This is a genomic window from Verrucomicrobiia bacterium (assembly GCA_035765895.1).
Classification (GTDB): Bacteria; Verrucomicrobiota; Verrucomicrobiia; order Limisphaerales; family DSYF01; genus DSYF01.
In genome coordinates, this window is record DASTWL010000023.1 from 71,783 (window position 1) to 98,735 (window position 26,953).

Genomic DNA, 26,953 nt, shown 5'->3' on the forward strand with positions numbered 1-26,953 from the left:
CGGCCTCCGGCACGGTCGTGGCCAGACTCAACAGCGTGGAGGCAATGACCACGTGCGGCATCCGCAACAGCCCGGCAATGCGAACGGCCGACGCGCGAACAGTTCGCCGCCCTTGATGATCAGCACCAACCCCAACCCGAGCAGCAACACTTGCAGGAGCATGGCTGGCTGCGCGCTACTTGCTGATGCCGCGTTCGCTGCTCTTTACGAATTCCACCAGGTGCTGGATTTCCGGCAGCGGCGGCAGTTCGGCTTCAATGCGGGCCACCGCATTGGAAATGTTCAGCCCTTCGCGGAAGAGAATTTTGTAGGCCGCCTTCATCGCGCTTTGCGCCGCCTCGCTGATGCCGTGGCGCTCCATGCCCACCTTGTTGATCGTCCGCGTTTCGGCCGGGTTGCCGTCGCCGATCATGAAGGGCGGGATGTCCTGCACGACCTTGGAGCAGCCGCCGATCATGGCGAATTTGCCGATCCGGCAAAACTGGTGGATGGCCGCGAGCCCGCCAATCACTGCGCGGTCGCCCACGGTCACATGGCCGGCGAGCGTGGCCACGTTGGACATGATGATGTCGTTCCCGAGCTGGCAGTCGTGCGCAATGTGGCAGTAGGCGAGGATGTGGTTGTGCGAACCCACCTTCGTCGCATCGCCGTCGTTGGTCGCGCTGTGAATCGTCACATATTCGCGGAACGTGTTGCCGTCGCCAATTTCCGTGCGCGTAATGCCGCCGTTCCACTTCAGGTCCTGGGTCTTGAGCCCGAGACTGGCAAAGGGAAACACCTCGTTGTCGCTGCCCAGCCGCGTGTGCCCGTCAATCACCACGTGCGAATGCAGCCTGCACCGGTCGCCCAGCACAACGTGCGCGCCGATGACGCAATAGGGGCCGATTTCGCAGTCCGCGCCGAGCTGGGCGTCCGGATGGATGATGGCCGTTGGATGAATCACACTCATGCGGGGTTGGCGTCGGTGAGCATGAACGTGACGTCCGCTTCGCTGACGACGTCGCCGCGCACCTTGCAGACGCCCTTGGCCTTGCCAATTTTGCCGCGCATCTTCACGAGTTCGATGTCGATGATGAGCGTGTCGCCGGGCACGACGGGCTTCCGCCACTTTACATTTTCCGCCGACATGAAATAGGCGATCTGACCGACGGCTTCGCCCTTGCGGATGAGCAGGATGCCGGCGACCTGCGCAATGGCTTCCAGCTGCATGACGCCCGGCATGATGGGGTGCCCGGGAAAGTGCCCCTGAAAGAACGGCTCGTTGACGGTGACGCACTTGACGCCCACGATGCGGTTGCCCTCGATTTTGGCCACACGGTCCACCATCAGAAACGGGTAGCGATGCGGGAGGGTTTTCATCACCTGCTCCACGTTCATCAGGCAGCCGTCTTCTTCCGCCACGGGCTGGGTGGTTTCCGGAGCGCTGGGCGGTTGCGGCGTAAAGGTCTGCGTGGCCAGCAAGGGCTTGCGGATCTGCGCCTGAATCAGCCGGGCGAACTCGCAATTCGCGGCATGGCTGGGCCGCACGGCGATGAGATGGCCATTCACCGGCCGCCCGACCAGCGAGAGGTCGCCCACAATGTCGAGCATCTTGTGCCGGACGAATTCCTCGGGATAACGCAGCGGTTCGGTGGTCAGCACGGCATCATCACGAATGACCACCGCGTTTTCGAGACTGCCGCCCTTGATCAGCCCGTTTTTGAACAGGAACTCAATCTCCTCGTAGAAGCAAAAGGTGCGCGCGTGCGCCAGCTCCTTCTCCCATGAGGCGGGCGTGACCTCGCAACTGTAAAACTGGGTGAACCGGCCGCTCTTGTCCGCGCTGGTGCAGGTGATTTTGAAGCCCTCGCCAGGAAACATGGTCATCACGGTCTCGCCCAGCTTCAGCTCGATGGGCTCGGTGATGGTGTAAGGTTCGCGGGCCTCGTTCTGCACCACCACGCCCGCGTGCTGGATCATCTTGCAGTATTCGCGCGAACTGCCATCCGCAATCGGCGGCTCGTTGGCGTCCAGTTCCACGATGGCATTGTCAATGCCGTAGCCGGCGAACGTGGCTAGGACATGCTCGACCGTGTGAATCTTGACGTTGCCCTTGGACAAGGTGGTCGAACGATTGGTCTCGCTGACGTTCTCGACCCGGGCCTCGATTTCCGGCCGGCCGTCCAAATCCACCCGGCGGAAGCGGATGCCGGTGTTGGGCGGCGCGGGCAAAAACGTCATCGAGACCTTGTTGCCGCTGTGCAGTCCTGTCCCGGAAAAATCAACGGAATTCTTGATGGTTTGCTGCGGTAGCACGCGCGCATTAAACACCGTCGCCGGACGGCAAGGCAAGCGGGCAAACGGCGGTGGCCGGTTGAAGGCAGGCGGGAACACCAACGGATGGCGACACCTCCCGCAGCCCGTCAAACCGTGGCGGAAACGCAACGCACCCCCCACCCCAATCTTTGGTTTAGCACGCCACGCGGCCTTTCCGTCATGCGGCGCGCGAAACTTTGCCGCGTGGGCGACGTGACTGCCAAAGCACCAGCCCCTCAAGCAGCAGGAAGGTCCCGCTCGCTGGTTCAGGCACGGAGACGACCAAGTTGTCGAGCGACCAGCCATAGCCCGGCACTTCGACCCGGGTCAGGCCCGTCCAGCCGGAGCCGAAGGTGAAGGTCTGAAAATCCGCCAGCGGCCCGGTGCCGTCAATGATGCCGTCGGTGGTAAAGCTCGTGGTAATCGTGCCGCCGCCCGCATAGTAACCGATGAATTGCACCGTCACCGCGTCCGGCACTACGGTGCTGTATTCGGCCAAGTCCACCGAAACGAGTCCAAATAACGAGCCGTCGGTGAAGCTGAACATGAGCGTGCTTCCTAACAAACCTTGTAAGTAGGCGGAGCCATCGTCCGGCCGTTCTACCCTAGGATCTGCACCAACCCGAACAAACGCTTCATTCCAAACACCCGGATTGATGGGCGTGAATAACATACCAGCCTCGTTGTAGTTTGTGATGAGAGCCGCCGTGCCTGGTGGTTGCACGGGTGCTCCATCGAAGGTGATTTGGACCGTTCCCTGAGCGTGTAAGTTTGCGACCACGCCAAGGAATGCGGCAGCAAGGAGAGCAATGCTGGTTTTCATGGTTGTTTCAGGACAACTGCAATGTCTTCCCCGTCAAGCCCCGTGTCGCCGAGGTATTGCGACGCTAGCCAGTGACCCGCCAAGTCGGTCTGCACGACCGTATTGCCGTCGGCCAGGAAATAGAGCGACTGGCCATCGGGCGCGGTGGCCACCCCCGTGGCCAGGGGATAACCCAAGGAACTCAGGTCAATCACCAAGCCGCCCACCGCAGCACCTGCGAACCTTTCATAAGTTGGGCCTGATTTGTTTTTCAACCGAAGTCTGCGTGGTTAACAAAGCGTCTTCTATGCCGGTCGCGAAAACTCTTCCAAACGTCTTTTGGCTTTTTCGTCCCGGATTTTGTCACGGCCGAAGGCGCGGTAAGAGAAAGGCCGTTGTTACGCACGCCAAGCCCCGCGACGACTTCGGATAGGGTTCAACGCGCTGGGTAGCGTCTCCGCGATTCGCCCCGCGAAATTTTGTCGCGTTGGCTGGTTTCAAGAAACGCAACGAACTCCTCACCGCCGCCCGTCATACCACGGGTGACAATCCTCGCGGCTGCGCATGACCCGGCGCGGAGCGAAGGCCGCCTTGAGGAAGAATCCGAGCAGTTCGCGCTGGCGGTAGAGATGCAGCTTGCGGGCGGAGGTCAGCAAGGGATGTCGATGCAGAATCACAATGTGGCGCCCGGTGCGTTTGCCGACCGCGCGCAGCTTCAGACTCAAATCCAGTTCCTCCCCCGCGAAGAGTTCGTGACTGAAGCCACCGACTTCGCGGAACGCCGCCGCTTCCACAAAGATGAACGAACCGGCCATCAACCGGCGCAGGCGGCTGACGCGGTTCCAAAGCCCCGCGCCCAGCCGGCCCACCCATTTGTTCGTCTCCATGCGCACGGTTGAACCGCCGGCCAGGCAGTGTCCGCGAACAATCTCCGCCGCCACATCGTTGAACAACTCGCGCGACGGGTGGGAATCCGCATCCACAAAAACGAGCCAGTCGCCCGTCGCGGCGGCGGCGCCAGCATTGCGGGCCCGGGCGATTTGATTCACGGGCTCGAAGACGACTTGGGCTCCGGCCGCACGGGCGATTTCCGCCGTGCGGTCGGTGGAATTGTTGTCGCAGACGATGAGTTCCGTCTCCCAACCGCGTTCCGGAAAGACCGCCATCGCCCGGCTGACTTCCCGCAGGCTGTCCCCCAGCAGACGCTCCTCGTTGAAGGCGGGAATGACGATGGAAATTTTCATAACTGAACCGGGCCGCGGCTGTCCTCAGCCGCAGCGCGTCGCCGGGCGGGATGGTTCGCGCCGTTGTCGTAATCGGGGCGGCGGTGGCTGGGGTCAGCCGCGTGCCTCACGCCACCCGCGCCTCGCCCGTGCCTTTGACAACCTCGCCGATGATCCAAGCCTTGTGCTTGGTGGCGTTGATGGCGCGCAGCACGGCGTCGGCGTGGTCCGGCGCCACGATGGCCGTCATGCCGATGCCCATGTTGAAGACCTGATACAACTCGGCCTCCGGCACGCCGCCTTTGTCCACGATCATCTGGAAGATGGGCAGCACGTCCCACGAACCCTTGCGAATCACCACATCGCATTTGTCCGGCAGCACGCGCGGAATGTTGTCCACGAAGCCGCCGCCGGTAATGTGGGCCAGTCCGCGAATCACGCGGGTCGCGCCGGGATTGAACTTCTTCAACAGCGACTGCACGAGCGGACCGTAGCTGACGTGAACCTTGAGCAGTTCGTCGCCGAGGGTGTTGCCGAGTTCGGCCACGCGCGCGGCGGGCTTGAGTTTGAGCTTTTCAAAAAAGATTTTCCGCGCGAGTGAATAGCCATTCGTGTGCAGGCCGGACGAGGCAATGCCGATCACGGCGTCACCGCGTTTCACGTTTTTCCGGCCGTTCAGCATGCGGGACTTGTCCACCACACCCACGATGGTGCCGCTCACATCGTATTCGCCCTTCTGGTAGAAACCGGGCATCTGTGCCGTCTCGCCGCCGATGAGCGTGCATTTGTTTTCCGCGCAGGCCTTGGCAAAGCCCTTGATGACTTCGGTGAAGACGTGCGGCTCCAGCTTGCCGGTGCCGAGGTAGTCGAGGAAGAAGAGCGGCTCCGCGCCGAGCACGGCGATGTCGTCCACGCAATGATTCACCAGGTCCTGGCCGATGGTGTCGTGGCGGTCCATCGCGAAGGCAATCTTGAGCTTGGTGCCCACACCGTCCACGCTCGAAACCAGCACGGGCTCGCGGTATTTCTTCACGTCCAGCGCGAACAGGCCGCCGAAGCCGCCGACCTTGCCGAGCACTTCGCGGCGGTGCGTGGCGGCAAGCATTTGCGGGAGCGTGGCCTTCACCCGGTTGCCAAGATCAATGTCCACCCCGGCGGCGGCGTATGCCTTTTGTTTCATGCGGCGGGGAGTAAAACGACACCCCCGCCGACACGCCAGACGAAACTTCCGGGGAGACACGGTGTTTTTGGTTTTGCCATTGCCCGTCACGGCAATTGCCGTTAAATAGGCCCAACTGAATGCGCTGGCGTGTATTCTTCATAATCTCGGCCTGCGTAAACGCCGGTTTGTTTGCGGCGTGGCTTCATGCCCGCAAACCGGCCGCCCCGACGACGACGGCCACCGGGCCGGCCACCACCAACACCCAGTTCCGGACCCACGTCGTTGTCCGGCGGCAGTTCTTCAGTTGGAATGAAATCGAATCCACCGATTATTCCACCTACATCGCCAACTTGCGGGACATCGGCTGCCCGGAGCAGACCATTCGCGACATCATCATCGCCGACGTCAACGCGCTCTTCGCCAAGAAACGCGAGCAGGAGCTGCGCACCGCCGGACAGCAATGGTGGCGCACGACGCTCGCGCCGGAAGTGCTGCGCAAACTGCGGGCGCTCGACGATGAACGGCGCGCGTTGCTGACCAAACTGCTCGGCGCAGGCTGGGATCCAAACGCCGCCACCACCGTCAAAAAGCTGACGCCGCTGCCGCTGGATGGGCCGGTGCTGGGCATGCTCCCGGATGATGTCAAAGCCCGGATCAACGAAGTGGTGGCTGCCTCACAACAACGCATGGCCGATTTGGTCGCCCAGGCAGCCGCCGAAGGCCGCCAACCCAGCGGAGCCGAAATGGCGGCGGTGCGCGAACAGACCCGGACCGAACTGCAAAAGATTCTGACGCCCCCACAACTCGAAGAATTTCTGCTGCGCTTCTCGCAAAACGCCATCGACCTGCGCACCGAACTGGGGGGCCTGGGTTATTTCAAGGCGACGCCCGAGGAATTTCGCGCCTTGTTCCGGGCGCGCGACCCGTTCGACGAAAAGATCGCCGCGCTGCAAGGCAGCACCGATCCGAACGACCTCCGCCAACTGCGATCCCTGGAGCAGCAACGCGAAAACGCCATTCGTCAGGCCCTCGGGTCGAAGCGTTATGAGCTCTACCGGCAGTTGCATGACTCCACGTATCGCTCGGCCTACGCGCAGGCCGCCGCCGCGGGAGTGCCCGGCGCGGTTGGCACGCTCTACCAACTCAATCAGGCCACCCAGGCGGAACTCGACCGCATCAAGGCCAATTCAAACCTGACGCCGGAACAACTCGCCGTCGAATCCAAGCGGGTCGAACTGGAGCAGGCTGAAGCGTCCACCGCCGCCGTCGGTCAGGACATCCCCCCCGATCCGGATGCACCGCCCGAGCCTCCGCCACCGCCGCAGAATCGCACGCACATCATCCGTTCGGGCGAGACACTGGGCGCGCTTTCGACGGCTTATGGTGTGCCGGTGAACATGATTCTCGACGCCAATCCGGGCCTCCAGTTCAACAACCTGAGGGTGGGTCAAAGCATCATCATTCCGCCGGCCCCGACGCGATAATCGAACCCCGACCGGTCCGCCAACGACGCCGGCAAAAGCGGTCCGGGCGGCGCGAAGAAATTTTCCCGTTTCACTGGATTTTGCCCGGACCGCGAAGCATCTTGAGCGCAGATATGAAGCTCATTCTATCGACCCACAACATCAAACTTACCGAGGGTATCACGCAACACATCCTGGACCGCATTGACAAGCTCGATCACTACGATCGCTGGGCGGTGGACGCGCGTGTCATTGTTGAGCACGACAAAACCCGCACGCCGGAACGGCAGTTCTGCTGCAGCATCCGCCTGGGCGTGCGCGGTCCGGATTTGTTTGCCGAAGATCATGATGCCGACCTCTACGCGGCCATCGACAAGGTCACCAAAAAGATTGAGCAGCAGATCCGCAAACGCCACAGCAAGCACAAGGCCGCCAAGCACAAGGACGCGGCCAAGTTGAAACGCACCCGTCAACAGTCCTGACCCACCCCGATCATCGAGCGATTGCCAATGCTGCTCCGCGCCCGCTTCGTGGTTCCGGTTTCGCAGCCGCCCATCGAAAACGGCGCCGTGCTGGTTTCGGGCTCGCGCATCAAGGCGGTGGGATCCTGGCGCGATTTGCAGCGGGTCGCGCGCAACCGGGCGACGGATCTGGGCGACGTGGCCCTCCTGCCGGGATTGATCAATGCACATTGCCATCTGGATTACACGCAGATGGCCGGCTGTTTCGAGCCGCCGCGCCGGTTTACGGATTGGATCAAGCTGATCACCGCGGAAAAGGGCCAGTGGAGCGACGCTGATTTCAAGGCGTCCTGGCTGGCCGGAGCCCGCATGCTGGTCCGGACCGGCACCACCACCGTGGGCGACGTGGAAGCCCTGCCCAATCTGTTGCCCGAGGTCTGGGACGCGACGCCGCTGCGCGTTTTTTCGTTCCTGGAAATGACCGGCATCCGGAGCCGCCGGCAGCCGCGTGCGGTTCTCGACGAAGCGCTGGCCCACGCCCGAAGGTTGAAGCATCACCGCTCCCGCGCCTGGCTTTCGCCGCATGCCCCCTACTCCACGCTGCCGGAATTGTTGAGCCTCGCGAGCCGCACCACGCGCCGCCGGCGCTGGCGCATGACCACGCACGTGGCCGAATCGGATCAGGAGTTCGAGATGTTTCTGCACGCACAGGGCGAGATGCACGACTGGCTCCAACGCAACGAACGAAACAACGCCGACTGCGGTTTGGGCTCGCCGGTTCGGCACCTGGAACGGTGTGGTGCGCTGACCTCTGCGCTGCTGGCCATTCACGTGAACTATCTGGCGCCGGGCGATGCGGAACTGCTCGGCAAGCGTGGCGTCCATGTGATTCATTGTCCCCGGAGCCACGCGTATTTTCGGCATCAAGCCTTTCCCTTCGAGGCGCTCTCCGCCGCCGGCGTCAACCTGTCACTGGCCACCGACAGCCTGGCCAGCGTCACGCTGGTGCGGCGGCAAACCGCGGAGCTGAATCTGTTTGAGGAAATGCGGGAATTCGCACGCCGCTTTGGCTCCGTCCCGGCCGAAACGATCCTGCGCATGGTGACGTTGAATCCCGCCCGGGCGCTTGGGTGCGCGGGCAAGCTGGGCGAGTTGCGGTCCGGCGCCCAGGCCGATCTCATCGCCGTGCCCGTGGCATCGGGCCACGGTGATCCCTGCGACGCCATCGTCCAGCACACCGGCCCCGTCAGCGCCAGCCTGATTGACGGCGCGTGGGCCCTGCCGCCCGGGCGCTAACCTTGTCGCCTTCATGGATTAACCGGGTCCGAACGCAAACCGCCGGTTCGGGGGGTTATATCTTGCGTTACGTTTGGGCTACTTCTACGATGCGTCCTGCTTAGGCACATTCATGCTGGCGCAAGTTAAAACCCTGTTTTCCAACGACATTGGCATAGACTTGGGAACCGCAAACTCCCTCGTTTACGTTCGTGATCGGGGCATCGTATTGCGCGAACCTTCCGTGGTGGCGATCCAAGCGGGCACAACCAACGTCCTCGCCGTGGGCGAGGAGGCCAAACGTATGCTCGGTCGCACCCCTGGCAACATCGTTGCCATCCGTCCCATGAAGGACGGCGTGATCGCGGATTTCGAGATCACCGAAGCCATGCTGCGGCATTTCATTCAGAAGGTTCATCATCGCAAATTGATCGCGCCCCGGGTCGTTGTGGCTGTCCCGTCGGGCATCACGGAAGTTGAAAAACGGGCCGTCAAGGACTCGGCCACCCACGCCGGGGCACGGGAAGTGTATTTGATTGAACAGCCGATGGCTTCGGCCATTGGAGTGGGACTGCCCGTCCATGAACCGGCGGGCAACATGATCGTGGATATTGGCGGCGGCACGTGTGAGATTGCCATCATCTCACTGGCCGGCATCGTCTTCAGCCGCAGCCTGCGGGTCGGCGGGGACGAGTTTGACGACACTATCGTTGCGCACATGAAGCGCGCCTACAACCTGATGATTGGCGAACGCACCGCGGAGGAGATCAAGATCAAGATTGGATCGGCCTTCCCGCTGGAGCAGGAATTGACCCTCGAAGTAAAAGGACGCGACCTCAGCGCAGGACTGCCCAAAACGATCACCATCCGCTCGGAGGAGATTCGTGAGGCCCTGCAGGAGCCGCTTTCCCAAATTCTCGAATCCATCCGCATCACCTTGGAACGCTGCCCGCCAGAACTGTCCGCGGACTTGATTGACCGCGGCATTGTGATGGCCGGCGGCGGTGCGCTGCTGCGCGGCATTGACCGTCTGGTGGCGCAGGAAACCGGACTGCCTGTCCACACCGCTGACGATCCGCTCAGCGCCGTGTGCGAAGGCACCGGCCGGGTGCTGCAAGAACTGCAATTCCTCAAACGAGTCGCGAACTCGTAAGCTCCCCGCGTTTTCCGTCATCGCTCGTGACGCCGGATGCACCGGCCGTTCCGACGAGAACGGATGTTTAGAAAGAAGCGATACATTGCGCTGGCCCTGGTGGCCGTTGTGACGCTGGTTTTATTGAACCTGCCCGCCAACACGGCCGCGCGCCTGCGTCTGGCCATCGGCAGCCAGTTTCTTCCCCTCTTCGGCCTGGCCAATGCGTCGCAGGATGCCGCCGGCGCGGTGGCGGATTTTGCCCTCTCCAAGCGCGAACTCATCCGCCAAAACAACCTGCTCCGGCAGGAGAACGCCCAGCTCAAACTCGCCGCCACCCAGGCCGAGGAACAAATCCGCGAGAACGCGCGCCTTTCCCAATTGATCGGCTGGCAGCAACAGGTGCCCTGGCGCATGAAGCTCGGCCGCGTCGTCCTGCGTGATCCCGCCAACTGGTGGCGCACGGTGCAGATCGATCTCGGCAGCCGCGACGGCATCAAACCCAACATGCCGGTGCTGACCATGCAGGGGCTCGTGGGGCGCGTCGCCGCCGTGGGCCTGACCCGTTCGCAGGTGGTGCTGATTGGCGATCCCACCTGCCGGGTGGCCGCGCTGGTGGAAAATGAAACGCGCGATTCCGGCGTGCTCGGCAACGCAGCCCCCCTGGAGCGCGAGTTGATTGACATCAATTACCTGCCCTCCCACTCCACGGTCAAACCGGGCCAAACCGTCGTCACCAGTGATTTGGGCGGCACTTTTCCGCGCGGCATCACCATCGGCAAGATCGTTGATGTGCGCCAGGTCGAATACGGTCTGGCAACCACCGCGCGCATCAAGCTCGCCGCAGCCCTTGGGTCGTTGGAGGAAGTCTGGGTGCTCACCCAATGGACACGATGATCGCCCTGAACTCCATCATCATCTTTGGCGCGGCCTTCCTGGTGGTCTTTCTGGAGGCGGCAGTGAACGGCGTTTTCCGCGTGCAGCTCGATCTGCTGCCCGCGTTGATGGTCTATGCCAGCCTCACCGCCGGGCCGGCCACGGTCGGCGCCCTCGCACTGTGCGGCGGACTCTGGTTCGATTCGCTCTCGGCCAACCCGCTGGGCATTTCTGTGCTGCCGCTGCTGTTGATTGGGTGGCTCATTCTGCAACGCCGCGACCTGATTCTGCACAGCCAGGTGTTCGCCCAGTTGGTGCTCGGACTGGGTGCCAGTTTGGTCGCCCCGGCCCTCGCCCTGGCGTTCATGCTGAGCACGGGCAAAGCGCCGCTCATCGGCTGGGGCACGGTTTGGCAGCTTGCGCTCATGACGGTGGTGGGCGGCATCGCAACGCCAGTTTTGTTCAAACTCTTCGGCCTGGTGACCCACGCATTTGAATATCGCGAGGCCGCCTCGCCGAGCTTCCGGCCTGACCGGGAAATCCGACGCGGCCGCAACTGAACCATGTTGATTTTCGACCAGCTCAAACGCGAAGACCCGCCGCTGCGGTTGCTGTCGCTCGTTGTGCTGGCGGGGTTGCTGTTGCTGGCCGCGGGCCTGTGGTGGATTCAGATCGTTCATAGCGACGACTATCAATCGCATCTGGAAACCCAGTCCTACCGCAGCATCCGCGTGCCGGCGACGCGCGGGCGCATTCTGGACCGCAATGGAGTCGAGCTTGCCGGCAACCGGCCCAGCTATAACGTGAGCCTTTATCTGGAGGAATTGCGCAAGCCGCTGGACGACGAATTCTCGCGCGAGTTCACGGCGTTCCGCGCCGGGCTGAAGGCACAACGGGCCGCCCGGGAAAAGGAACTTGGCCGCAAACTCACGCGCACCGAGGCCCGCCAATTTGGCTACTCGATTGAAACGCGGGAGCAGATCCGCCAGCGCGCCTACTACGTGGCTGCCAGCAACATCGTGGCGCAAATCTCAGCATCGTTGGGCACGCCGCTGGCCCTGGATCAGGCCAAATTCACCCGGCATTACCTGACGGCGCGTTATCAACCCTACCCCGTGCTGGAGGGGTTGAATCCGGTCCAGATCGCGCGCTTTGAAGAACGTTTTGGCGGCATGCCGGGCGTGGATTTGGACATGCAAAGTCTCCGCGTCTATCCATCCAACACGCTGGCCGCACATGTGCTGGGTTACGTCCGGCCGGACAAGGAATCCCGCGAAGGTGAGGAGGCGTATTATTCCTACCGGCTGCCTGATTATCGCGGACTCATCGGCATCGAGGGCGGTTTTGACAAGGCCTTGCGCGGCCACGCCGGCGGGAAATCCGTGCTCGTCAACAACAGGGGTTTCAAGCAGAGCGAGAATGTCTGGCAACCCGCCGTGCCGGGACAAAATGTCGTGCTGACCCTGGACGTGCGGCTGCAACAGGCCGCCGAGCTGGCGCTGCGCAAAGGCCCCGAAGGCGCCAACACGCGCGGCGCCATCGTGGTCATGGACGTGCGCAACGGTGACCTCCTCGCCCTCGCCTCGTCCCCCACGTTCAACCCGAATTATTACCTCCAAGGTTTCCCGCCGAACGAATGGGCCCGGCAGCAGGATCCGATTCTGCGACCGGAATTCAACCGGGCCACGCAGGAAAACTATCAACCGGGTTCCATTTTCAAATCCGTGGTGGGCATGGCGGCCCTCGAAAACGGCTTCAATCCCGAAACCGTTTATCAAGTTCAGCCCGATCCTGCCAATCCCGGCAAGGGCTGCATTTTCGTCAACGGCCTCAAGAAGCGGGACACGGCCCCGCCGGGATTTTACAACTTCCGCCGCGCCTTCAAGAAATCGAGCAACAGCTACTTCATTGAACTGGGGCTGCTGCCGGGTGTCCTGCCCCGCATCGTGCAGCTCGGCGAAAAATTGCATCTGGGGGAAAGCTCCGGTCTGCCGACCCGGCAGGAAACGAGCGGCATTTTTCCGTCCATGGACAGCATTCGTTCCGGCTGGATCGCCGGTGACACCGCGAATTTGAGCATTGGTCAGGCGCGCATCGATGTGACGCCCTTGCAGATTGCGGTAATGATTTCGGCGATTGCCAACAACGGCACGGTTTTCTGGCCGCGGCTCGTCCAACGCCTGGAACCGCAGGATCCGCTTTCGTCCGACGGCCCGACGCAGTTTCCCGCCGGGCGCGTGCGCGATACGCTGGACGTCAGCGCCCACACGTTGCAGGTGCTGCATCAAGCGATGCTGGCCGACGTGGAGGATGGCGACAGTTCCCCGGGCGGCGCCGGCACCGGCACCGCTGCGGCCGTGCCCGGCCTGCGCATTGGCGGCAAGACCGGCACGGCACAGGTCTGGGATGCGCACAACAAACTGGACCACTACAACACATGGTTCGCGTCCTACGCACCGTGGGAAAATCCGCGTTACGCCGTGGTGGTCATGGTCGTCACCCCGCCGCATGAAGGCTCGGGCGGCGGCACCTGCGCGCCGCTGGCGCATGATGTTTACGAAGTCATCCAACAAATCGAAGCGCAGCCCGCGCCCCTGGCCCGAGCCAATTGATCCACCATGTTCGAACCCACGCTCAACGAATCCCCGCCGCGGCCCGACCGCCTGTTGCTGGCCAGCATGCTGGGCCTGATGTTTTTCGGCGTGGTCTTTGTTTACAGCGCGAGCATGGTGGACGAGCCCGTTGGCCTGTGGCAGCAATATCAGGAATCATCCTTCCGCGAATTCTGCCGGTGGCTGCTCGGCGAACTCTTTTTCCGGCAGATCATCTGGTATGTCCTCGGACTGGGGGCCGCCACCGTGGTGTGCCTGGTGGATTACCGTTCCCTGGCACGCTGGGCGATGCTCGCCTACTGGGGCAGCATCGGTTTGCTCGCGGCGGTTTTGCTGCCGTTCATCGGTTCGGTCCGCTTTGGCGCCCGACGTTGGATCAATCTGGGTTTCTTTCAATTTCAGCCGTCGGAATTTGCCAAGCTGGCGTTCATTCTGGCGATGGCGCACTTCCTGAGCCGTCCAGCGGATGAATTGCGCAAGCCCAACATGTTCTGGAAAGCGGCCGGCTTGCTGGCCCTGCCGTTCCTGCTGGTGATGAAGGAGCCGGACCTGGGTTCGGCGCTGGTGCTGGTGCCCGTCTGGGCGGCGACGTTGCTGGTCTCCGGCGTGCCGCATCGCTTCCTCGTGCGCTTGACAGCGGTCGTGAGCATCGCAGCGGCGCTATTCCTTGTGGACGTGTTGTTCGCACCACCCGGCTGGCAGATCAAGCTTCAGGATTATCAGCGCCGACGCCTGCTGGTCTATTTTGACCGCGATTACACCTCACTCGCACCGCCCGGCGCGAGCAAGGCGCAACTTGAGAAGCTGGAGGATCAGCAAAGGCAGGACAGCTACAACGTGCGCCAGGCGCTCATCAGCGTTGGTTCCGGTGGTGTCACCGGGAAAGGCTGGCGCCAGGGAACGCAGAACGCCCTCGGCTATCTGCCGCGGGCCGTGGCGCACAATGATTTCATCTTCTCCGTCATCGCGGAGGAGAGTGGATTCGTGGGGAGCATCATTGTCCTCACACTTTACGGCGTGGTGCTGTTTGTCGGCATCCGCATTGCCAGCCAGGCGCGCGATCGCCTGGGCAGATTGGTGGCTGTGGGCGTGGTTGCCCTGCTTTTCAGCCACGTGTTCATCAATATTGGGATGAACATTCGTTTGATGCCCGTGACGGGCGTGCCACTGCCGCTGTTAAGTTACGGCGGATCCTCAGTGCTCGTCTCGTTGATCGCCATGGGCCTTTTGCACAGTGTGCACATCTACAGAAGAACCTATTAGTTATGAGTGAACGATTCGGAAGACGACGGCGCGGCATGCGCTTCCGCCCCAGCGGCGGACTTGGTCAAATCTCCAAAAAGGAAGAACGCGAGGCGAACCTCGCCCGCGCAGAAGTCGTGGGGGGAGAACAATCCACCGAGCGGCTCTTTGAACAACGCCACAAACACGAAATCGAACGGTCGGAGAATATCGCCGCCGGACTGCCGCCCAGCGGCCAGCCGGTGGCGGAACCCGCTCCCGCCGGCGCCGCGCCCGAAGTGAAATCTCCGCCGCCCGCCGCACCAGAGAAGCCCTTCAAACCCGTGCCCGTGCCGGAACCCGACAAACCGCTGGTGAACCGCATCGCGGACAGCGTCACCAACCTCGTAAAGAAGGTGAAGGGGTTGATTCGGCCCGAGAAGAAGACACACAAGGAAGTGGTCATCAACGCCGAGACGCTCGAAACCCGCGTGGCGGTGCTCGAAGAAGGCAAGCTCGAGGAGTTCAACATTGAACGCACCACCGAAGAACGGCTGGTTGGCAGCATCTTCAAGGGTCGCGTGCGCAATCTCGAGGACGGCCTCAAGGCCATGTTTGTCGATATCGGTTTCGAGAAGAACGCCTTCCTGCACTACTGGGACATCGTCCCCAACCAGTTCGACAGTGGCGTGGAAATCGTCGAACGCGAGGGGCGCAAGCGCGACAAGCCCAAGATCACGCAGAAGGACGTGCCGCGGCTGTATCCGCCCGGCAGCGACATCATCGTGCAGGTGACGAAAGGCCCGATCGGCACCAAGGGCCCCCGCGTCACCACCAACGTGGTCCTGCCCGGCCGGTATCTCGTGCTGCTGCCCAACTCGGACCAGAGCGGCATCTCGCGCAAAATTGAAAACCAGCAGGAGCGCCAGCGCTTGAAAAAAATCCTGCGCGAACTGGACATCCCCGAAGGCATGGGCGTCATCATGCGCACCGTGGGCGAGGGCCAGCAAAAGCGCTACTTCGTGCGCGACCTTGCGTTGTTGCTTGAGGAATGGCGCATGATTCAGGATCGCATCAAAAACCAGCCCATGGCCACGTGTGTGTTCCAGGAGCCCGATCTGATTGATCGCACCGTGCGCGACTTCCTCACCGAAGACGTTGAGCGCATTGTGGTCGATCACCCCAAGGCCTTCGACCGGATGCGCGAGATGATTTCCAAAATCTCCAGGCGCTCGGCCGACAAGATCAAACTCTACAACGAGCCCCAGCCGGTGTTTGACCGCTTCGGCATCACCAAACAACTGGAAAACGCCTTTTCCCGCACCGTGCACTTGAAGAGCGGCGCCTATATCGTGGTGGACGAAACGGAGGCGCTGGTCGCCATCGACGTCAACACGGGCCGCGCCAAAGGCAGCAAGGATCAGGACCAGGCCATCTTCAAGGTGAACCTCGAAGCCGCCGACGAAATCTGCCGCCAGCTGCGTCTGCGCAACATGGGCGGCCTCATCGTGCTGGATTTCATCGACATGAAGTCGCGCAAGGACCAGCAGCAGGTTTACAACCGGGTGAAGGATCAGTTGCGCCGCGACAAGGCCAAAACGCACATTCTGCCCATCTCCCAGCTCGGCCTGATGGAAATGACGCGCCAGCGCCACAGCGAAAGCGTGCACCAGGCCGTTTACGACGACTGTCCGTATTGCAAGGGGCGCGGCAAGGTGAAGAGCTCGCTGACCATGAGCGTGGAGATTCAGCGCAAGCTGGTGGAAATCCTCAAGAAACGCGGCCGCGATGAAAGCGACTTCCAATTGCGCATCGTCGTCAATCCGACGGTGCTGGAACGCCTGCGCAAGGAGGACGAGAAGCACCTGATCGAACTGGAGAAACGCTACTTCGGCAAGTTGTCGTTCCGGGCGGAGCCCACTCTACACGCTGAACAGTTCAAGATTGTGAACGTCATCACCAACGAAGAACTGGCCAGCGTGGGCAGCTGAACAGCTTCCCCAAAGCACAAGCGCCCGGCGGATTCCGCCGGGCGCTTCGTTCTAAACGTCTTTACGAAAGGAGGCTAATCGACCTGTTTGATGACGACGAACCATGCGGTCGCATTCGCCGCGTTGCCGCCGGTCACCAGACTCTTCCCCTTCTTGATTTCCTGGGTGATTTTTCCAACCGGCTGCCCCTTCCCGATCAACGTGACTTCAACCCTTCCGCGGTCGAGCCGCTTGACCTCGATCGTGCAGTCGCGGCTCATTTGCACGGGGGTGACTTCACTGGCGGAAAGGGTGAAATGCTTCCGGTTCACCTCAAAGTAGTTCGTGTATTTGAACGGCAGGCACGCCAATTTTCGGGCGATTTCTTCGCCCACCGGTTTCAAATTCGGATCCGGCGATTTGGGAACGTTGGTGCCCCACACAAGCACGGCCTCCAGCTTCATGTCGTCGGCGCGTGCCGCTGCCGGCATCAGGCCGGTTACCAAAACCGCCAGCCACAGGGCCGCGCCGCACTTCAGCACTGAATTTGTGATGGTCATTGACTATTTAAGGCTAGTTCGGTCCGCTCCGTTGGCAACGACTTTTTCCGCCGGGAAATTGAACCACACAAACGTCGTGCCGCTGGAGGAATCTTGAAAAGTGATGGCGTCCGCATCTACCGCGGCCGTGACCAATCCATTGCCGGCGCTGGAGTTGTTCATCGCCTCCCACGCGATCAATCCCACCGTCAGCACAGCCGCCACGGCTCCCAAGGACTTGATCCACCGGTTGAACACCCGCCAGCCGGAGAAGGCGGGCGCGGGTGCGGGCTGATCACATTCCAGCTTCGCGATCTCGCGGCTGATCTTGCTCCAGTAGAATTCGCGCGTCTCAGGCACGGCCACCCCCTGCTCGGCGCCCCGCAACGCACGACGCGTGTTCTTCAATTCAACCTGCAACGCCGTCGCCTCGGCATCCGCGGCGATCCAGGCAGCCACTTCACGCGCCTCGGCTTCCGGCAGTTCTCCGTCGAGAAACGCCTGAATCTTGAGCTGTCTTTCAAATTCCATCATGGCGCACCTTTCTCCTTGAGATCCGCGAGCAACGTCGCCAGCCGGCGGCGCGCGTAGAACAGCCGGGACATGATGGTGCCAATGGAGCACCCCATGACCTTGGCGATTTGCTTGTATTCCATCTCTTCAAATTCGTGCAGGACCAGCACGGTCCGATGTTCATGCGACAACTGCGCCATCGCGCGGTCAATCCGGGCCCGGAGTTCGCCCCGCTCCAATCGCTCGGTCGGATTGAAGGCGATGGGCGGCATCTGCCGCTCGACTCCGCCGGATTCCTCGTCCATTTCCTCGATCGAATCCGTCCGCTGTCGCTTCTGCCGACGGATCTGATCCAAACACAGGTTGATGACAATCCGCGTCATCCACGTGGCGAAGCTGGATTCACCCTGAAACTGCGCCAGCCGCTGCCACGCCTTGACCCATGCTTCTTGAGAAAGATCCAACGCTTCTTCCTCGTTCCGCATCATGCTGTAAGCCCGGGCGTAAATCTTGTCCCGATGCCGTGCGACCAGTTCCTCGAAGGCCAGCATGTCGCCCTTTTGCGCCTTCGCCACCAAAGCCTTGTCGTCTGCGGACGCATATTGGCTTGCGGTCGTCATCGGGTTGGACGCAACAGGTTGTGGCACTATTCAGACGGACTACAGCCGGCCCTTGGTGCTGGGAATGCGGCCGGCAATCCGCGGATCTCGTTGGCACGCAAAGTCAACCGCCTTGGCAAAGGCCTTGAACAGGACTTCAACGATGTGGTGGGGTTCGTCCCCGTAAAGAAGTTCCAGATGCAGGTTGCAACGCGCTTCGTTGGCAAAGCCCTGAAAAAATTCCCGCGCCAGACCAAAACGAAAGGCGCTCGACATGTCCTGCATGCGGTCGGCGGAGGAAACGGCACGCTGGGCGAAGCGGTCCAAGCCACGCCAGACCAGATAGGGTCGGCCGCTAAAATCGATGACACACCGTGCGAGACATTCGTCCATCGGCACATGCGCCTCACCGGTAAACGGGTTGCGCGGGTCGAATCCCGTTCCGTAGCGCCGGATGCCGCGCTTGTCGCCGAGCGCTTGGGCAAAGGCCTGGCCAAGCGCGATGCCGCAATCCTCCACCGTGTGGTGGGCATCCACATCCAGATCCCCCCGACAACTGAGCTTCAAATCCATGACCGCATGCTTCGCGAACAAGGTGAGCATGTGGTCTAAAAACGGAATGCCGGTGGCAATGGCCGAAGAGCCCTTGCCATCCACATTGAGCGCCACTTGGATTTGGGTTTCGCCCGTAACCCGGCTGATTTTCGCTCGCCTTGCCTTCATGCGCCGGAATTAAACCAAAGCGCCCGGACAAAAACCAAGCTCAATGCGGCGGTGTGGCCAGGCTGCCCTGTGCGGCGCCGGCTTTGGCACGGACTTCCTTGATGCGGTCGTCCAAGGCTTCCGGTTGCGGCGAATACGCCTTGGCTTCCTCAAAGCGGTGGATGGCCTCGGCATAGTTCCCGGCTTGAAATTCAAGCTCCGCCAGATAGACAAGGATGCGCCCCTTGCCGTTTTTGTCGGGTTCTTTTTGCCTGGCTTCGACTTCGTCCCAACGGCGCAACGCCAGATGCCAGAGGTTTCGGGCGCGGTCCGGCTGGTGGTAGAACATGGCGTAAAGCCGGCCCAATTCGAAAAGGATTTCGTAGCTGTTCGGATTGGCACGCAACCCATCACGCAGAAAGTTGACGGCCTGATTCGTTTCGTGCAGGCGGTCGGCCAGCCAATACGCCGTGACGGTGTAAGTTTCAATCCGCTGCGGGTCCAGTTCCGCCGACAGCTTCAACCACGGCAAAATCTCCCGTTCCCGCCCGCCCGCCAGATGCGTATGCTTCGTAACCATGAAGTGGCGGCCTTCGGCTTCGATCCAGTCGTGGGGATCCCCCAGGAAACTGGCATCGTGATGCTCGTCCTCGTCGTGGTCGTCATGGGCCTCCGCGTCGTGCTCATGAGCGTTTCCGGCCGATTCAGTTGCCACCTTGCCGCCCCCCCTTCCCTCTTCGTCCGCATATTCCTTTTTGGCCGCGGCCTGATCGAAAATTGAAGGATACAGCCCGCTGTGCATGTAAACGTCCGCCTGGACCACCATCTGATTGGCGAACATGCGTCGCCCTTCGCCGAAAAAGATTTTGAAGACGTTGTCGCCGTCGCGGCTGTTGTTCCCGCGCTGCAAGCGCACCTGCAGCCACGGCGCCAGGCTGAACGCCGTCGTCAGCAGAAGAATGACGAGTAAAATGTATTTTCTCATCCGAGCGTCAACGTTTTGCGCCGGAACACCAGCCAGGCGGCAAGCAACAACGCCGCCGTGTAGGCCCCCCAATACACGGTGGCCACGCCAACGGCCGACCACGGAATCAACGGCTGATCGAATAAAATCAGATCCCGGAACTTGAAGGCCCATTCCACGTGAGGAATCAAAAAATACAACGCCGAAAGAATCGACTGCGACGGCTCGGTCATGCGCAACGCAACTTTGTGCAGGTGCTCGCCCAGCGTCAAAATGCCGCCGACGATGATGAACATGATGGTGACGTTGACGGACGGAGCGCTGAACACCAGCGAGCCAAGCAGGGACATGCCAATCACCACCCCGAGCATCATCCAATGCAGCCAGGCCGCCTGCACATACTGCAACCAGGGCCAATGGTGTTCCCGTGCCCCGGTCACCACGCCGAAGAAAATGTAAAAGAGCACAATGGTGAATCCCGCCACCAGCCAGCAGCCAAAGAATTTGCCCAAGACAACCTGCAGGCGCGTCACGGGTTTGGCCAGCAGGGGAAAAATGGTGCGGCTTTCACGCTCCGCCGGAATTTGCCGGGCCGAGGTCGTCAGGGCGATGACCAGGGTGGCAACCCAGATCAGCAGGAGACATATCTCCTTCAAGTAGCCCACGATCTTGTCGTCGTTGAAAAACGTGGTGCTGCCCGTCAGGAGCGTCAACAGGGCCGTCAACACAAACAGGACGTAGAAGTCCTTCCGACGATACATTTCCTTGATGACGACACCAGCAAGTGCCAGAACAGTATTCATAGGGCAGGAGAAAAACCATCAACCACGGATGGACACGGATGAACACAGATGCCCCTCACCCCATCCCTCTCCCCATCCGATGGGGAGAGGATGCCCGAAGGGCGGGTGAGGGGTTTCTTATCCGTGTTCATCCGTGTCCATTCGTGGTTAAAACTCAACCTTCATAACCGACGATCTTCAGGAAAATCTTTTCCAGATCGCACTGATGTTGTTTTACCAGTTCATCCACGCGGCCTTCGACCTTAAGTTCGCCCTGGTTCACAATCGCCACGCGGTCACACACGGTTTCCACTTCTCCGAGTTCGTGCGAGGAGAAGAACACCGTTTTGCCATCGTCCTTCAGGCGTTGAATGATCTGGCGCACCTTCATGCGGCCAAGCGGATCGAGGCCGCTGGTGGGTTCATCGAGGATCAGCAAATCCGGATTGTTGATCAGCGCCTGCGCTAGTCCCACGCGCTGCTGCATGCCTTTGGAATAGGATTTAAGCGGACGCTTCCGCGCGTGCTCCAGTTCAACGAGCTTGATCAATCGATCAATCCGCTGCTCCGCCTCTGAGGATGGTATCCCGAAGATTTTAGCGTAAAACCGAAGAATCTCTTCGGCCGAAAGGAATTTATAGTAGTAGGTCAGCTCCGGCAGGTAGCCAATCCGTTGCCGGGCGATCGGCTGACGCACATCCACCCCAAACAGGTAGGCCGCCCCGCTGGTCGGCTGCACAAATCCCAACAGGACGTTCATGGTTGTGGTCTTGCCCGCACCGTTGGGACCGAGGAAGCCAAAAACCTCCCCGGCACGAACGGTCAAATCCAGCCCATGCAGGGCGACCTTGGGCCCCTGGCCGCGCTGGCGCACGGGGTATTCTACGCGCAACCGGTCAGTTTTAAGGATGGCGTCCATTTGCGTAACAGAGTGTTATGCAGAAACATTGTCAACGACGAGTGGAAAAAATCCACGACTAACGACACTCGAAGCCGCCAGACATTCAAAATTGGAAATATTGCCATGCAGAGCAATCACCCAGCTACCCGCCAAGCCAATCAAACCAATTTTTCCAACTCCAACCTCATCACAAAGAAAAGGGCCCGCATTTGCGGGCCCGTGTTCAAACATGACAGATGTTTTAATTAATCTCATGCCCGTTAACCGTGCATGTTGGAGCCGACTGAATATCGGTTACCCCGTAGGTGCCGCTGGCGGGGCATTTGACTCCGGCAGCATCAAACGTGAGCGGGTCAACGGACCGCCCGAGATATGGAGCCACATCAGCCTCAGTCACCGCATCCGCTCCGGATTTGTTATGCTCCAGCGCCCAGCGTTGCACGCCATTGTCAATCTGGCGCAGATTGCCCAGACAGGTCTTGGTTTGTGATTGCGTCCGGGCACGAATGAAATTGGGAATGGCAATGGCAGCCAAAAGGCCGATGATCGCCACCACAATCATAATTTCAACGAGGGTAAAGGCTCGTCGTTTGCAATGTTTTGCCCTCATAGCTTTTATTAGCCTCAACTGAATGGCGCTCATCACTTCAAATCGTTTGCAACTTGTCGAGAAGAGCACAACTACACGTTAAGAAAAAAGGGCTTGGCGAACGCCAAGCCCTTCACGTTTCAAGCTAATCGCCCAATCAGCAATTCTCCTTAAGGGAGAATGTGCGGATCGCCAATAGAGCAGGTGGGCTTGGTCGAAGCATCGGTAACCGCGTAGGTCCCGGAAGCCGGGCATTTGACACCTGCGTCAGCAAAAGTCGCAGCGGCAACGGTGCGGCCCAAATAGGGAGCCACGTTAGCCTCGGTAACCGGGCCGTTGGCAGCCACGTTGTTTTCCAGCGCGTATTGCTGAATAGCGCCGTCGATCTGGCGGAGGTTATTGATGCAGGCCTTCGTTTGCGAGGTAGCGCGGGCCTTGATGAAGTTCGGGATCGCAATGGCGGCCAAGAGGCCGATGATGGCGACCACGATCATGATTTCAACGAGCGTAAAGCCCGACTTACGGGAGGTATTGATCTTCATAACTGACTTTGCCTTTCTGTCGTTTCCGCGGCGTGGACAGTGCAGCAGGCGGGTTATTTATTAGAACGGTTCCGTCCACTCATTGCCTGCTGCAACCGCGATGGACATGACACTAGCAATGCTAATGCCAAGGGTGAAAACCGTCAATTTTGCGACGGCAAACCACCAAAAAGTGTCAACACCGGTTGTTTTGACAAGTTTCGCCGCCGAATTGGAGCCGCACAAACTTTAAACGTGCCCCAAATTCTTCTCAGGCGCGAGGACGGCTGCCTAAAACCGGGACAATTTGACCGGCTTGGTGATGACGATGGTCTGGGCGCGAGCAGAAAACTCGAACCACCGCATTTTATAGCACCCCACTTGTTCCACCCAAGCCGGCTCAGTATGGTGGCGCATGCGATTTCAGCAAACCTCTCGCGTTTACGTCGCGGGGCACCGAGGCTTGGTTGGCAGCGCCATCTGGCGCGAACTTGAACGTCAAGGATTTACACATTTGATTGGCCGCACGCATGCTGAGCTGGATTTGCTGGACGCGACGGCCGTCAACGAGTTTTACCACGAATTTCGACCTGAGTATGTCTTCGTCGCCGCCGCCAAGGTGGGTGGCATTTTGGCCAACCATAATCATCCTGCGCAGTTTCTCTACGAAAACCTCCAAATCCAGAACAATTTGATTCACGGCGCCTGGCAGGCGGGCGTGAAGAAACTGCTGTTCCTCGGCAGTTCGTGCATTTACCCCAAGCTCGCCCCGCAGCCGCTCAAGGAGGAATACCTGCTCAGCGGTCCGCTGGAGCCGACCAATGAATGGTATGCCGTTGCCAAGATTGCCGGCATCAAGCTCTGTCAGGCCTACCGACGTCAATATGGCTGCGATTTCATCAGCGCCATGCCGACGAACCTGTATGGCCCAAACGACAATTACGATCTGCAAAATTCCCACGTGCTGCCGGCGCTGATCCGCAAGTTTCACGAGGCAAAAACCGCCGGCCAATCCGAAGTCGTTTGCTGGGGCACGGGCGCGCCCCGGCGCGAATTTCTTTATGCCGATGACCTGGCGAGGGCGTGCCTCTTCTTGATGCAACATTACAGCGAAGAGCAGTTCATCAACGTGGGCAGCGGCAGCGACGTGACCATTCTGGAACTGGCGGAAACCGTCCAGCGCATCGTCGGCTTCAAAGGAGGGATTGTCTGGGACACGACGAAACCAGATGGCACCCCCCGCAAGTTGATGGACGGCTCCCGCCTGTTTGCGTTCGGCTGGAAACCGCAGGTGGATTTGGCAACGGGCATCCGCCTCGCTTACGAGGATTTTTTGAAGCGCTTTGGCGGCTGACAAGCGCGGTTCGGCCTGCAACGAGCGCTCACTCCGCAGGTGACAGCGGGTTTCACGGGACTTTTCCCGGCAAACCGGAGTTTAGCCGGGGACGGCGACGAGGCAACTGCACGTCAAACCAGCCCGCCTCAACCCCGCATTTGAATCTCGCCGGCGCGATGTTTGCGCAGCAGCTCCACGTCGGCGTCCACCATCAGTTTGACCAGATCGGCGAATTTCGTCCTGGGTTCCCAACCCAGTTGTTCCCTGGCTTTTGAGTAATCGCCGATCAGCAGGTCCACCTCAGCCGGACGAAAGTAGCGCGGATCGATCTCAACGTATTTCTGCCAGTCCAATCCCACGTGGCCAAACGCGACCTTCAGAAACTCGCGAACGCTGTGGGTTTCGTTGGTGGCAATCACGTAATCATCCGCCTTGTCCTGCTGCAGCATCAGCCACATGGCCTCCACGTATTCCTTGGCGTAACCCCAGTCGCGTTTGGCATCGAGGTTGCCGAGAAACAGCTTGTCCTGCAGACCGGCCTTGATGTGCGCCACCGCGCGGGTGATTTTGCGCGTCACAAACGTTTCGCCGCGCCGGGGTGATTCATGATTGAACAGGATGCCATTGCTGGCGTGCATTCCGTAGGACTCGCGGTAATTCACGGTAATCCAATAGGAATAAACCTTCGCGGCGCCGTAGGGGCTGCGGGGATAAAATGGGGTCGTCTCCTTCTGCGGCACTTCCTGCACCATGCCGAACATCTCGGAAGACGAGGCCTGGTAAAAGCGCGGCTTGATGCCGGTCTCACGAATGGCTTCCAACAGGCGGATCGTGCCGGTCCCCGTAATGTCGGCCGTGTATTCCGGCGCATCGAAGCTCACGCGCACGTGACTTTGTGCCGCGAGATTATAAATCTCCTCCGGCTGAATCTTGCCAATCAACCGCGCCAACGCACTGGCATCGGACAGATCGCCGTAGTGCAGAAACAACCGTTTCTTGTCCACGTGCGGATCTTCGTAGATGGGATCGAGCCGACCCGTGTTGAACGTGCTCGCCCGGCGGATGATGCCGTGCACCTCGTAACCTTTGCTGAGCAGCAGCTCGGCCAGGTAGGATCCGTCCTGCCCGGTAATGCCGGTGATTAATGCGCGCTTGGCCATGATTGCGTGCGGCGCAGTGTGCCAAGCGACCGGTTTGGAGCAAGCTTGCAGAATCAACCAAAGTCCCGTGCCGAACGGTCAATTGCAGGTGAGCAGCCCTCCGGCCTGCCAATTCTCCAAACCGGCGGTGAGAAAACGAAACGTGGCTGTGTCGCCCGCCACCGCACCGATAGTGAGATGCCGCAGCTGATTCACCGTCAGAGTCAGCACGATTTGATTCAACCACGCCTCCCCTCGGCGCCCCAAAGCCGCCGAGGTCGGCGGCGCTCCAGTTTCGGACAATGATGGAGCGCGGCTGTCTCAGCCGCAGCACGCCCGATGGCCAAACGACATGACCATGAATTCCCAACGTCTCTTCGTATTCGGAACCGCTGCGGCTGAGGACAGCCGCGCTCCCCTTTTCTCCGCGCCAGACGCCGATGACGGCCTTGTGAGGGTGAATACAAATCCACGATAACGACGGGACGAACAATCCTAACGGGATTGCGTCCCACAGCCCAAGGTTGGCGCGCCAGCGCCTTCCTTGGGTTGACGGGAAATGATCTTCCAACCGCAACGCGGTTGGGGGCATTGGTCTTCGTTCGCCAAATCATGCCGAGGGCCGCAACCGCGTTGAGGTTGAAAATGCTTCCGGGATGGTGCCCCAGGGTAGCTCGTGCCTCGCAACCCTGGGCTTTGGGACAGAAGCCCGTTGGGCTCCCCTGCTGCGCGGGACTGCGCCAGACTACGTGAAAGGAGCGCCGGCCTCTGGCCGGCTTTGCGCGCCCGATTTACCACCACGTTCGGCCACGGATTGATTCATCCGCCCTTGCCGCTCGTCCGTCCAAAGCCGTCGAGGACGGCGGCGCTCACGTTACTCCACCGTCCGCGCCAGCCCTGCGTTGACAGCCTTGTGGGGGTGAAATACAAAGACAATATGCTGACTGAGAATAAAGTCGAACGTCTGCATTACAAATATTTGATGCCTTTGCAGCAGCATTGAAAAACTATGAATTCGCCAAAACAAGATCAGCAACCGGTCCTTAACAAGAACGAGTCGCAACAGCCATCCAAGCACCAAGAGGAAACAGTCGCGGAAGCGATAAGCCCACGCACTAAACTTCCAGTTAGCCATCCAGAGTCGAAAGCAGTAGAACAAATTCACTATGAGATGCAGCAGTCGCTTGCCAGTGCTATTTCCCCCGCCGAAGCTGAAACACTCTTGAAGGAGATGGAGAAGAAGCAAAAGTAGCACGCCCTCTCGCAGTCATGAGCAAGCACTCCTATTCTGGTAAACCTAAGCGCAATTGGAAGGCCACGGTATCGAGTGGTGCACGGTTAGTCGGAACATGCCTAATTATTCTCGGACTCTGGCGGAGTTGTTCTGCACGCGACGCTTGGCAGTGGAATGGCATGGCCTATGACGACTACAAGGCTACAGAGAATTCCATGATGATTGTCATGCTGATTGGTCTCGTCTTGGTCGCTCCTTCAGTTTGGGCATCATTCACGCGAAAGGTTGCAGACGTTGGCAATGAGGTGAAGATGGCTGAAGAGTTTAACCGCAAGGTTCGTGAAAACCCGAACCAATGTCCGAAATGCGGGTCGGAGGAGTTCAATACGCATTACCCTTCTAAACCGCGAGTCTGGACGCCATTAAATTTAACTGGGGTTCTCCTCGGCACGGCAGCAAACAGCATGGCCGATGCGATGTTCAAACCCGAGCGTGTTTGCACACAATGCGGCTGCCGTTGGCCTGCGCCACGAAGTTGATTTTTTAGAAACATCTTCAGCCATTGCGTCACTGCGATTGCACTTAATTTACCTTCCTAGGCACCACGCATCCGTCTATCCTCCGCGCCCGCGTTGCCGTGTC

29 protein-coding genes are annotated in these 26,953 nt (G+C 60.2%); 12 read left to right on the forward strand and 17 right to left on the reverse strand.

Annotation, left to right across the window (positions count from 1 at the left end):
- Nucleotides 1-175: 175 nt before the first annotated feature.
- The 6 genes from lpxA to purM form a co-directional block, all read right to left on the reverse strand.
- Nucleotides 176-949, reverse strand: coding sequence for an acyl-ACP--UDP-N-acetylglucosamine O-acyltransferase (lpxA, locus tag VFV96_05150; protein HEU5069787.1), 774 nt, complete (start codon nucleotides 947-949; stop codon nucleotides 176-178).
- The gene (locus VFV96_05155) at nucleotides 946-2,295 is read right to left on the reverse strand and encodes a bifunctional UDP-3-O-[3-hydroxymyristoyl] N-acetylglucosamine deacetylase/3-hydroxyacyl-ACP dehydratase (protein ID HEU5069788.1); all 1,350 of its coding nucleotides are present in this window, start codon (nucleotides 2,293-2,295) and stop codon (nucleotides 946-948) included. Before VFV96_05155 ends, lpxA begins: the two co-directional genes overlap by 4 nt.
- A 178-nt stretch (nucleotides 2,296-2,473) precedes the next feature.
- Nucleotides 2,474-3,118, reverse strand: coding sequence for a hypothetical protein (locus VFV96_05160; GenBank protein HEU5069789.1), 645 nt, complete (start codon nucleotides 3,116-3,118; stop codon nucleotides 2,474-2,476).
- Nucleotides 3,115-3,372, reverse strand: a complete 258-nt coding sequence (locus VFV96_05165; protein HEU5069790.1) for a hypothetical protein — start codon at nucleotides 3,370-3,372, stop codon at nucleotides 3,115-3,117. Before VFV96_05165 ends, VFV96_05160 begins: the two co-directional genes overlap by 4 nt.
- Before the next feature lie 243 nt (nucleotides 3,373-3,615).
- Nucleotides 3,616-4,341 carry a glycosyltransferase gene (locus VFV96_05170; GenBank protein ID HEU5069791.1) on the reverse strand — a complete coding sequence of 242 codons (726 nt, stop codon included), beginning with the start codon at nucleotides 4,339-4,341 and terminating at the stop codon, nucleotides 3,616-3,618.
- Nucleotides 4,342-4,447: 106 nt separating this feature from the next.
- The gene (purM, locus tag VFV96_05175) at nucleotides 4,448-5,500 is read right to left on the reverse strand and encodes a phosphoribosylformylglycinamidine cyclo-ligase (GenBank protein ID HEU5069792.1); all 1,053 of its coding nucleotides are present in this window, start codon (nucleotides 5,498-5,500) and stop codon (nucleotides 4,448-4,450) included.
- 119 nt (nucleotides 5,501-5,619) lie between these two features.
- Here purM and VFV96_05180 point away from each other — a divergent pair, with 119 nt between their 5' ends.
- The 9 genes from VFV96_05180 to VFV96_05220 all read left to right on the forward strand — a co-directional run bounded on the left by VFV96_05180 (nucleotide 5,620) and on the right by VFV96_05220 (nucleotide 16,513).
- Nucleotides 5,620-6,966: a LysM domain-containing protein gene (locus VFV96_05180; protein ID HEU5069793.1), complete on the forward strand. Its 1,347-nt coding sequence runs from the start codon at nucleotides 5,620-5,622 to the stop codon at nucleotides 6,964-6,966.
- 113 nt (nucleotides 6,967-7,079) lie between these two features.
- Nucleotides 7,080-7,427, forward strand: a complete 348-nt coding sequence (gene raiA / locus VFV96_05185) for a ribosome-associated translation inhibitor RaiA (protein HEU5069794.1) — start codon at nucleotides 7,080-7,082, stop codon at nucleotides 7,425-7,427.
- 27 nt (nucleotides 7,428-7,454) lie between these two features.
- Complete coding sequence (locus VFV96_05190) at nucleotides 7,455-8,702, forward strand: amidohydrolase family protein (protein ID HEU5069795.1); 1,248 nt, start codon at nucleotides 7,455-7,457, stop codon at nucleotides 8,700-8,702.
- Nucleotides 8,703-8,814: 112 nt separating this feature from the next.
- Complete coding sequence (locus VFV96_05195) at nucleotides 8,815-9,834, forward strand: rod shape-determining protein (protein ID HEU5069796.1); 1,020 nt, start codon at nucleotides 8,815-8,817, stop codon at nucleotides 9,832-9,834.
- 63 nt (nucleotides 9,835-9,897) lie between these two features.
- Nucleotides 9,898-10,710 (forward strand): rod shape-determining protein MreC, encoded by an 813-nt coding sequence (gene mreC / locus VFV96_05200; GenBank protein ID HEU5069797.1) that lies wholly within the window; start codon nucleotides 9,898-9,900, stop codon nucleotides 10,708-10,710.
- Entirely contained in the window at nucleotides 10,707-11,249 is a 543-nt protein-coding gene (locus VFV96_05205; GenBank protein ID HEU5069798.1) for a hypothetical protein, read from the forward strand. The genes mreC and VFV96_05205 overlap by 4 nt, the downstream gene beginning before the upstream one ends.
- 3 nt (nucleotides 11,250-11,252) lie before the next feature.
- Entirely contained in the window at nucleotides 11,253-13,301 is a 2,049-nt protein-coding gene (locus VFV96_05210) for a penicillin-binding transpeptidase domain-containing protein (protein HEU5069799.1), read from the forward strand.
- Between the two features lie 6 nt (nucleotides 13,302-13,307).
- Nucleotides 13,308-14,564, forward strand: a complete 1,257-nt coding sequence (rodA, locus tag VFV96_05215) for a rod shape-determining protein RodA (GenBank protein ID HEU5069800.1) — start codon at nucleotides 13,308-13,310, stop codon at nucleotides 14,562-14,564.
- Between the two features lie 2 nt (nucleotides 14,565-14,566).
- Nucleotides 14,567-16,513 (forward strand): Rne/Rng family ribonuclease, encoded by a 1,947-nt coding sequence (locus VFV96_05220; protein HEU5069801.1) that lies wholly within the window; start codon nucleotides 14,567-14,569, stop codon nucleotides 16,511-16,513.
- 74 nt (nucleotides 16,514-16,587) lie between these two features.
- On the opposite strand, the gene VFV96_05225 is transcribed toward VFV96_05220, so the two are convergent.
- From VFV96_05225 to VFV96_05265, 9 genes are all read right to left on the reverse strand, one after another.
- Complete coding sequence (locus tag VFV96_05225; GenBank protein ID HEU5069802.1) at nucleotides 16,588-17,052, reverse strand: hypothetical protein; 465 nt, start codon at nucleotides 17,050-17,052, stop codon at nucleotides 16,588-16,590.
- A 3-nt stretch (nucleotides 17,053-17,055) separates the two neighbouring features.
- Nucleotides 17,056-17,565, reverse strand: a complete 510-nt coding sequence (locus VFV96_05230; GenBank protein HEU5069803.1) for a hypothetical protein — start codon at nucleotides 17,563-17,565, stop codon at nucleotides 17,056-17,058.
- Nucleotides 17,562-18,164 (reverse strand): sigma-70 family RNA polymerase sigma factor, encoded by a 603-nt coding sequence (locus VFV96_05235; protein HEU5069804.1) that lies wholly within the window; start codon nucleotides 18,162-18,164, stop codon nucleotides 17,562-17,564. The genes VFV96_05230 and VFV96_05235 overlap by 4 nt, the downstream gene beginning before the upstream one ends.
- Nucleotides 18,165-18,203: 39 nt before the next feature.
- Nucleotides 18,204-18,866, reverse strand: a complete 663-nt coding sequence (gene hisB, locus VFV96_05240) for an imidazoleglycerol-phosphate dehydratase HisB (protein ID HEU5069805.1) — start codon at nucleotides 18,864-18,866, stop codon at nucleotides 18,204-18,206.
- 40 nt (nucleotides 18,867-18,906) lie between these two features.
- Nucleotides 18,907-19,830 carry a hypothetical protein gene (locus VFV96_05245; protein ID HEU5069806.1) on the reverse strand — a complete coding sequence of 308 codons (924 nt, stop codon included), beginning with the start codon at nucleotides 19,828-19,830 and terminating at the stop codon, nucleotides 18,907-18,909.
- Complete coding sequence (locus VFV96_05250) at nucleotides 19,827-20,612, reverse strand: ABC transporter permease subunit (GenBank protein ID HEU5069807.1); 786 nt, start codon at nucleotides 20,610-20,612, stop codon at nucleotides 19,827-19,829. Before VFV96_05250 ends, VFV96_05245 begins: the two co-directional genes overlap by 4 nt.
- Nucleotides 20,613-20,766: 154 nt before the next feature.
- A complete protein-coding gene (locus tag VFV96_05255; protein HEU5069808.1) occupies nucleotides 20,767-21,510 on the reverse strand; it encodes an ABC transporter ATP-binding protein in 744 nt (247 codons plus the stop codon).
- 223 nt (nucleotides 21,511-21,733) lie between these two features.
- Nucleotides 21,734-22,135 (reverse strand): prepilin-type N-terminal cleavage/methylation domain-containing protein, encoded by a 402-nt coding sequence (locus VFV96_05260; GenBank protein ID HEU5069809.1) that lies wholly within the window; start codon nucleotides 22,133-22,135, stop codon nucleotides 21,734-21,736.
- 116 nt (nucleotides 22,136-22,251) lie between these two features.
- The gene (locus VFV96_05265) at nucleotides 22,252-22,623 is read right to left on the reverse strand and encodes a type II secretion system protein (GenBank protein HEU5069810.1); all 372 of its coding nucleotides are present in this window, start codon (nucleotides 22,621-22,623) and stop codon (nucleotides 22,252-22,254) included.
- A gap of 394 nt (nucleotides 22,624-23,017) precedes the next feature.
- Here VFV96_05265 and VFV96_05270 point away from each other — a divergent pair, with 394 nt between their 5' ends.
- On the forward strand, nucleotides 23,018-23,956 hold the full coding sequence (locus VFV96_05270) for a GDP-L-fucose synthase (GenBank protein ID HEU5069811.1): 939 nt from the start codon (nucleotides 23,018-23,020) through the stop codon (nucleotides 23,954-23,956).
- Nucleotides 23,957-24,084: 128 nt separating this feature from the next.
- On the opposite strand, the gene gmd is transcribed toward VFV96_05270, so the two are convergent.
- Nucleotides 24,085-25,098: a GDP-mannose 4,6-dehydratase gene (gene gmd, locus VFV96_05275; protein HEU5069812.1), complete on the reverse strand. Its 1,014-nt coding sequence runs from the start codon at nucleotides 25,096-25,098 to the stop codon at nucleotides 24,085-24,087.
- A gap of 78 nt (nucleotides 25,099-25,176) precedes the next feature.
- A complete protein-coding gene (locus VFV96_05280) occupies nucleotides 25,177-25,308 on the reverse strand; it encodes a hypothetical protein (GenBank protein HEU5069813.1) in 132 nt (43 codons plus the stop codon).
- 778 nt (nucleotides 25,309-26,086) lie between these two features.
- Between VFV96_05280 and VFV96_05285 the strand changes: the two genes are divergently transcribed.
- Together VFV96_05285 and VFV96_05290 are read left to right on the forward strand one after the other, a co-directional pair.
- Complete coding sequence (locus VFV96_05285) at nucleotides 26,087-26,329, forward strand: hypothetical protein (GenBank protein HEU5069814.1); 243 nt, start codon at nucleotides 26,087-26,089, stop codon at nucleotides 26,327-26,329.
- Nucleotides 26,330-26,490: 161 nt separating this feature from the next.
- Complete coding sequence (locus tag VFV96_05290) at nucleotides 26,491-26,850, forward strand: hypothetical protein (GenBank protein HEU5069815.1); 360 nt, start codon at nucleotides 26,491-26,493, stop codon at nucleotides 26,848-26,850.
- Nucleotides 26,851-26,953 lie beyond the last annotated feature (103 nt).